This window comes from Aeromicrobium sp. REDSEA-S32_B7, from assembly GCF_001626145.1.
Lineage (GTDB): Bacteria > Actinomycetota > Actinomycetes > Propionibacteriales > Nocardioidaceae > Aeromicrobium > Aeromicrobium erythreum.
This window is the reverse complement of the sequence record NZ_LUNF01000325.1, coordinates 1-6,512: the sequence shown is the minus strand read 5'-3', so window position 1 is coordinate 6,512 and position 6,512 is coordinate 1. Positions and strand designations below refer to the sequence as shown.

7 protein-coding genes are annotated in these 6,512 nt (G+C 73.9%); 2 read left to right on the top strand and 5 right to left on the bottom strand.

Annotated elements, in window-relative coordinates; genetic code table 11:
* From A6Q79_RS18270 to A6Q79_RS18260, 3 genes are all read right to left on the bottom strand, one after another.
* Positions 1–538, bottom strand: a 538-nt coding sequence (locus A6Q79_RS18270; RefSeq protein ID WP_317698930.1) for an alpha-(1->3)-arabinofuranosyltransferase family protein, incomplete at its 3' end; no start/stop codon positions are given.
* On the bottom strand, positions 535–846 hold the full coding sequence (locus tag A6Q79_RS18265; RefSeq protein WP_317698929.1) for an alpha-(1->3)-arabinofuranosyltransferase family protein: 312 nt from the start codon (positions 844–846) through the stop codon (positions 535–537). The genes A6Q79_RS18265 and A6Q79_RS18270, both read right to left, overlap by 4 nt.
* Before the next feature lie 50 nt (positions 847–896).
* Positions 897–1,628, bottom strand: a complete 732-nt coding sequence (locus A6Q79_RS18260; protein WP_236749712.1) for a class I SAM-dependent methyltransferase — start codon at positions 1,626–1,628, stop codon at positions 897–899.
* Between the two features lie 144 nt (positions 1,629–1,772).
* Between A6Q79_RS18260 and A6Q79_RS18255 the strand changes: the two genes are divergently transcribed.
* A complete protein-coding gene (locus A6Q79_RS18255) occupies positions 1,773–2,858 on the top strand; it encodes a glycosyltransferase family 4 protein (protein ID WP_236749713.1) in 1,086 nt (361 codons plus the stop codon).
* Between the two features lie 109 nt (positions 2,859–2,967).
* Here A6Q79_RS18255 and A6Q79_RS18250 read toward each other — a convergent pair whose 3' ends face one another.
* Together A6Q79_RS18250 and A6Q79_RS18245 are read right to left on the bottom strand one after the other, a co-directional pair.
* Positions 2,968–3,111, bottom strand: coding sequence for a hypothetical protein (locus tag A6Q79_RS18250; protein ID WP_158509204.1), 144 nt, complete (start codon positions 3,109–3,111; stop codon positions 2,968–2,970).
* 96 nt (positions 3,112–3,207) lie between these two features.
* Positions 3,208–4,887 (bottom strand): hypothetical protein, encoded by a 1,680-nt coding sequence (locus A6Q79_RS18245; RefSeq protein ID WP_286690064.1) that lies wholly within the window; start codon positions 4,885–4,887, stop codon positions 3,208–3,210.
* A gap of 96 nt (positions 4,888–4,983) precedes the next feature.
* Here A6Q79_RS18245 and A6Q79_RS18240 point away from each other — a divergent pair, with 96 nt between their 5' ends.
* Positions 4,984–6,183, top strand: coding sequence for a hypothetical protein (locus tag A6Q79_RS18240; protein WP_067858128.1), 1,200 nt, complete (start codon positions 4,984–4,986; stop codon positions 6,181–6,183).
* Positions 6,184–6,512 lie beyond the last annotated feature (329 nt).

Sequence of the window (6,512 nt, the reverse complement as noted above, 5' to 3'; positions counted from 1 at the left end):
GCGTCGCGCCGACGTGGCCGGCGGTGACCGCGACGAGCCCCAGCACCAGCCCGGTGACCAGGTAGCGACGGTGCGGCACGTCGCGCCGCGCGAGTCCGACGAGACCGAGCGCCAGCACGAGCACGCCGTTGAGGACGAGCAGCCGGTCGGTGACCAGGAGGCGTCCGGCGTCGGACCAGAGGTCGACGTACGGCACCCAGTTGGTCGTGCCGCGCAGCGCGTCGAGGACGGTCGCCGCGAACGTCGTGGTCGGGGCGGACTCGATGTAGTCGAGGAAGGGCGGGCTGTAGCGGCCCAGCAGCAGGAGCGGCAGGATCCACCAGCAGGTCACGGCCAGCACGAGCGGCGGCCACCACAGCAGCAGCGCCCGACGTCGCGGCCCGCTCGTCCCGACGAGCAGGAACCAGCCCGCGAGCGGCACGACCGCGAAGGTGGCGACCGCGTTGACGCCGCCGACCGCGCCCACGGCGAGGGCGCTGAGCGCCGCGTACCGGCGCGGGTCGCCACGGCGAGCGCCGAGGACGAGCGGGAGGATCACCCGCCCTTGATCACGGGGGCGCCGAGGGCCTCGGCCAGCTTCACCACCCCGACGAACGCCACCACGAGCACCACGGCCCACCACGCACGCTGCACGACCCACGGGGGCAGCTGCGCGAGGTCACCCAGCCCGAAGAACGGGCCCATCGGGAACAGGTACCCGTACGCCTGGTTCTGCACCTGACCGAACGCGCCCGACGGGTCCCAGAGCGTCAGCGCCCGGCCCAGGAAGCCCCACGGGTCGACCGTGAGGTCGAGCTTGGTGTCGGTGACGACCCGACCGGGGGCCTGGGCGAACGCGAGCGCCACGAGCACCGCGGACCACGCGACCAGGCGCGTGCGTCGGCGACCGTCCCCCCTCAGCGTCTGCGCAGCACGATCGCGAGGTTCCACGTCACCACCTCACGCACGACGGGCACGCGCAGCACCCACCACGCCCAGCGCGGCAGGTAGCGCGGCACAAGCGCGAGCACCTCCACGTCGGGTCGCGACCGTGCCCAGCGCAGTCCGGCCGCGGCCGTGACCGCGAACAACGACGTGCCGAACACGTTCTTCGGGGGGTGCCCCTCGCGCCGGGCGTAGCGTCGGGCGGCGCGGTGGCCGCCGAGGTAGTGCCAGGGAGCCGTCTCGTGACCGCCCCACGGTCCCCACCAGAGGGTGTAGGAGCAGAAGACCAGCCCACCGGGACGGGTCACGCGGACCATCTCGTCGGCCATGAGCCACGGGTCGGGGACGTGCTCGAGGACGTTCGAGGAGTACGTGACGTCGAAGCTGCCGTCGGCGAACGGGAGCTGCATGCCGCTGCCGAGGACGGTGCCCGGCTCGGGCGACCCCAGCCCGGACAGCTCGCCGAGGTCGGCGTCGAGCGGGGTGTACCGGGCGCCCGCCCCGCGGAAGGCGCGCGCGAAGTAGCCCGGTCCGCCGCCGACGTCGAGCACCCACGCGCCGTCGAGGTCGGCGAAGTGCTGCACGTGCGCGACGGAGTCGGCCGCGAGCGCACCGTAGAAGCGGTCGGGGTCGGTCTGCTCCACCTGGAACGCCCGGAAGAGCCGCCAGGAGCGGCGCAGCGTGGGACGGAACGGCGCAGGCACCAGGGCACGATACCCCCCACGGAGGTCCATTCCTGACGTAGACTGCGATCACCGTGTTGAGGGACACGGACGGCGCCCTGGCGTCGAGGGAGCGTCGGCCGCGGCCGGCACGAGGAGGGACCGGCTAACCACGCCGGGGCACACGTGCACATTCTTTTCTGCAACTGGCGCGACACGCGCAACCCCGAGGGCGGCGGCTCCGAGCACTACGTCGAGACGATGGCTCGCGGCCTCGTCGAGCGCGGCCACCAGGTCACGATCGCCTGCGCCCGCCACGACGGCGCGCCTGACGACGAGGTCGTCGACGGCGTCCGCTTCGTCCGGCGCGGCAGCAAGCTCGACATCTACGTCCTGACCTTCCTGCGGCTGCTGACCCGCCGCTACGGGCGCGTCGACCTCGTCGTCGACGTGCAGAACGGTCTGCCGTTCTTCACCCGCTGGGCCACCCGCGCGCGCGTCGTCGTGCTGGTGCACCACGTGCACCGTGAGCAGTGGCCCGTCGTCTACCCGGGCCTGGTCGGTCGCGTCGGGTGGTGGATCGAGAGCCGCCTCGCGCCCCGCCTCTACCGCCGTAGCCGCTACGTGACGGTCTCCGCCGCCAGCAAGGCCGAGCTGGTCGAGCTCGGCGTCGACCGCGACCGCATCCGCATCGTCCACAACGGCAACGACCCGGCGCCGCGCGTCGACGTCGAGCGCTCCGACGTCCCGCGCCTCGTGGTGCTCGGCCGCCTGGTCCCGCACAAGCAGGTCGAGCACGCGATCGACGCCCTCGTGGCCGTGCGACGCACCCACCCGGGCGCCGTGCTCGACGTCGTCGGGTCGGGCTGGTGGGACGAGCAGCTGCACGACTACGCACGTGAGGCGGGCGTGTCCGACGCCGTCGTCTTCCACGGCCACGTCGACGACACCACCAAGCACGCGCTGCTCGCGCAGGCCTGGATCATGCTGCTGCCCTCGCTGAAGGAAGGCTGGGGCATCGTCGTCGGCGAGGCGGGTGCGCACGGCACGCCCACGGTCGCCTACGCGTCGGCGGGCGGCACAACCGAGTCGATCGACCACAAGGACTCCGGCCTGCTGGTCGAGGACCGCGACGAGCTGGTGCGGGCGACGTGCGACCTGGTGACCGACCACGAGTGGCGCACGTTCCTCGGCGAGGGCGCTCGCACGAAGGCGGCCACGTTCACGTGGGGCGCCTCGCAGGCCGCGTTCGCCGCGGCGCTGGACGACTGAGCCCGACGGTCAGCACCACCCGGCTCACGAGACACCACGCAGCACGCACAGCAACGACGAGGGGCCCGGTCAGAAGACCGGGCCCCTCGTCGTTGCTGTGCTGGATGCGTCAGTTGCCGTAGCTGACCGTGCTGGTCTGGACGGGCTCGGTGCCCGCGCTCTGCTGCGACTGCACCACGCCGACGGCGGTAGCCGCGGCGAGTCCGCATCCGACGAAGAAGGCGACGACGCCGCCCACGATTGAAGTTCCCACGTTTTGTCCTCCCTCGAGACCACGTCAGGATACCAGGCAGGGAGACCACGCGGGGCCGGACACGTGGCACAGGTCTCGTCGCGTCGGACCACAGGCTCAGGCGCGTGGTCGGGGGCGGCGCACGCGCACCGCACCGACGGCCGCGCCGGCCGTGGCGGCGAGCGCCACGACGACCGCGACGCCCCACACGCCCCAGGCGGCCGTGGTCGCGAGTCGGTCGGTGTCGTCGACCTGGCGCACGCGCGCGTCTCGGACCGCCAGGACGCGCAGGTCGGTGCCGCCGACCCGCTGCAGACCCCGTACCTGCCGCGCCGCCCGGTCGGCGTCGGGCGCGGTGGTGTCGAGCACCACGAGCCCGACGCCCAGGCGCGCGAGCGCACGCGGGACGTCGCGCGAGCGCAGCGCCTGACGGACCTGCGCCGCCTTGCGGTCCTCCCCCGCCACCGTCCGCCCGCCGACGACGAGCCGGTCGTCGGTCAGGGTGGTGCGGTCGAAGTAGCGGCCGGCCGGGTCGAGGACGGGACGTCCGTCGTTCCACGCCGGTGCGCGGTAGGCGGTGAACGGGAGCACCAGCAGGTCGCCCCGCACCTGCGACCGGGCGACGAGCTCGCGCGCCGTCTCCCAGGACGCCGGGTAGCGGACGGGCTCCAGCCGACCGCCGATCCCGTTCGCGAGGGCGGGCAGCAGCGCGAGCGGCAGCAGGACCCCCGCGACGGCCGGGACCGCGGCGAGGCGACGTCGGGCGGCGACCCGCACGAGCGCGTCGACACCGACCGCGAACGCCGCCACGAGCAGCGGAGCGACGAGGGCGAGGTACCGCGAGCCGTCGCGGAGCAGGGCCACGGCGCCCGCGCGTCGCACCAGGTCCTCGACGAGCTCCGGCGCGGCCCAGCCGAGGAGGGCGACCACGAGGCCGACCACCGCGACCGGCGCGAGCGTGACGAGCGTCGGGCGGTCGGTCCGCGCGAGGACGACCAACCCCCCGAGGGCGACCGCCCAGAGCACCACGGTGAGCACGAGCGAGAGGCCCGTCCCGCGGCCGTCGGGCACGACGTCGCCGTTCCAGATGCCGCCGAGCGACAGCGCCGTGCCGACGTGCCCGAGTGCCCCCTCGGCCCGCAGGGCGAACGCGGTGACTCCGAGCGGGTCGGCGTCGACCGGACCACGCAGCACCGACGTGACCACCCACGGCGCGTTGAGGACCACCGCCAGCACGACGACCCGCAGGTAGCCGAACCGACGTCCGGCGAGCAGACCCGCGACCAGGCCCATCACTCCCCCGGCCGGCGTGAGGGCGGCGCCGGCCAGCGCGAGCACCACCACGCGCGGGCGGGGGTCGTCGCGTCGCAGCTCGCCGACGAGCCAGAGCAGCCCCGCGTAGCCGAGCAGCATCGGCCACTGCCCGATCGCGAGGCGCTCCAGGACGTACGGGTTCCAGACGGCCAAGGCCGCTGCGGCGAGCCGACCGGTCGTTCCGAGCGTCGGGACGAGTCGCGCGCCACCGACACCGGCCAGCACGAGCGCACCGAGCAGCACGAGCCGTTGCACCACCTGCGGGTCGATCGCGGCACCGAGCAACGCCACCACCGCGTCGGACGGGACGGCGCGCGGCAGTGCACTGCCGAGGCCCCACAGGTCGTCGCGGTCGAGCGCGAGGTGCGGCACCCAGACCATGTCGTAGGAGAGGACGTAGCCGGGACGGAACCAGGGCAGGCCGACCAGCACCGCCAGCAGGGCGCTCCACTGCAGGACGATCGCGTCGCGCCACCGGCTCATGGTCCTCCTCGTTCGAGCCTCACCCTAGAGGTCGAGGGTGCCCCGCGCCGATGCTTCCGTCGGGCGACGGGACCAGGGGCTGGCTAGGGTGACCCGGTGACGAGCACCAGCCACCGCCTCTCGAGCGGCTCGACGGTCGCGCTCGGCATGGTCGGCATGAACGTCGCCATCTACGGGTTCACCGTGGCGGCCGCGCGGACCATGGTGCCGGCGGAGCTCGGTGCTCTCGTGGCCCTGCTCGGCGTCCTGCTCATGGGCAACGTCGTCTCGCTCGGCATCCAGGCGGTCACCGCGCGACGGATCGCCGTGGCGCCGCAGGACAGCGCCGACGTGATCGGCGTGGTGCTGCGGGTGACGGCCGCCGCCGCGCTCGCCGTGGGTGCCGTCGTCGCCCTGGCGTCGGTGGCGCTGGTGCCGCTGCTGCGACTCGACTCGGCCTGGCCCGTCGTGCTCGCGGGCGCGACCCTCGTCCCCCTGACCGTCATGGGCGCGCAGGCGGGCATCGCGCAGGGGTCGGAGCGCTGGCGCACCCTCACCGGCATCTACCTCGCCAACGGCTTCGGGCGGCTGCTGTGCGGCACCATCGCGGTGCTCGTCGTCCCGTCGGCGACGTCGGCGATGGTCGGGATCGCCGTCGGCGCGTGGGCTCCCGTGCTCGTCGGGATGCCCCTGCTGCGCGGACACCTGCGGCCGGCGCAGGGGGTGAGCCGTCGCCCGCTCGTCCGCGAGACGGTGCTCGGCTCGCACGCCCTGCTCGCCTACTTCGTGCTGAGCAGCCTCGACGCGCTCGTGGCCCGCAACCGGTTCGAGGCGCACGAGGCGGGCCTGTACGCGGCAGGACTCATCCTGTCGAAGGCCGCGTTGTTCGCGCCCCAGTTCGTCAGCGTCGTGCTCTTCCCCGACCTCGCCCGCGACGAGACCCGCCGCGCCCGCGCGCAGGCGGTGCTCGCGGTCGCCGGCCTCGGTGCGGTCGCCGTCGCCGCCACGGCCCTGCTCCCCCGCCTCGCCCTCGTGCTCGTCGGCGGCGCGCAGTACGAGGAGATCGCCGGGCGGCTCTGGCTGTTCGCCCTCGCCGGGTCCTGTCTCGCCGTCGTCCACCTGCTGGTCTTCGACGCGCTCGCCCGCCACGCCCACGGCGTCGTCGTCCTGGTGTGGATCGCCGCCGCCCTCGTCGTCGCCGTCGCCTACGGCTTCGACGTCCACCTCACCGGCCTCGTCACCACCGTCGCCACCGTCTCCGCTGCCCTCGCCCTGGTCGTCTGGTTCGTCCCGGGCCGCACCACCGCGCCACGCTGAGGGTCGGTCCTCGGGTCGGCCCTTCGTGGGCTTGCTGGTGCGCTGCCGCGGCTGGCGCTGGTGTGGTCTCCGCAAGGGCCTCGACCGGGCGGCTGGGTGGCCCGCTGGTCTGGGGTCTCGGGCTGTGGCTCGCGTGGGACTCAAGAATCTGCGTTCGTGCGTGGGACTCGAGGCTTCTGCGTTGGCTACGGGATCCCGTCACCAACGCAGAAGCGTTCGGCATCGCGCGCGCGAGGGAAGAAGCGTGGGTGCACTTGGGGGTGGGGTGGGCAGTGCTTCTCCCTTCTCGTGGCACGGTCCACGAGAAGGGAGAATCTCTGCCCCGTCTG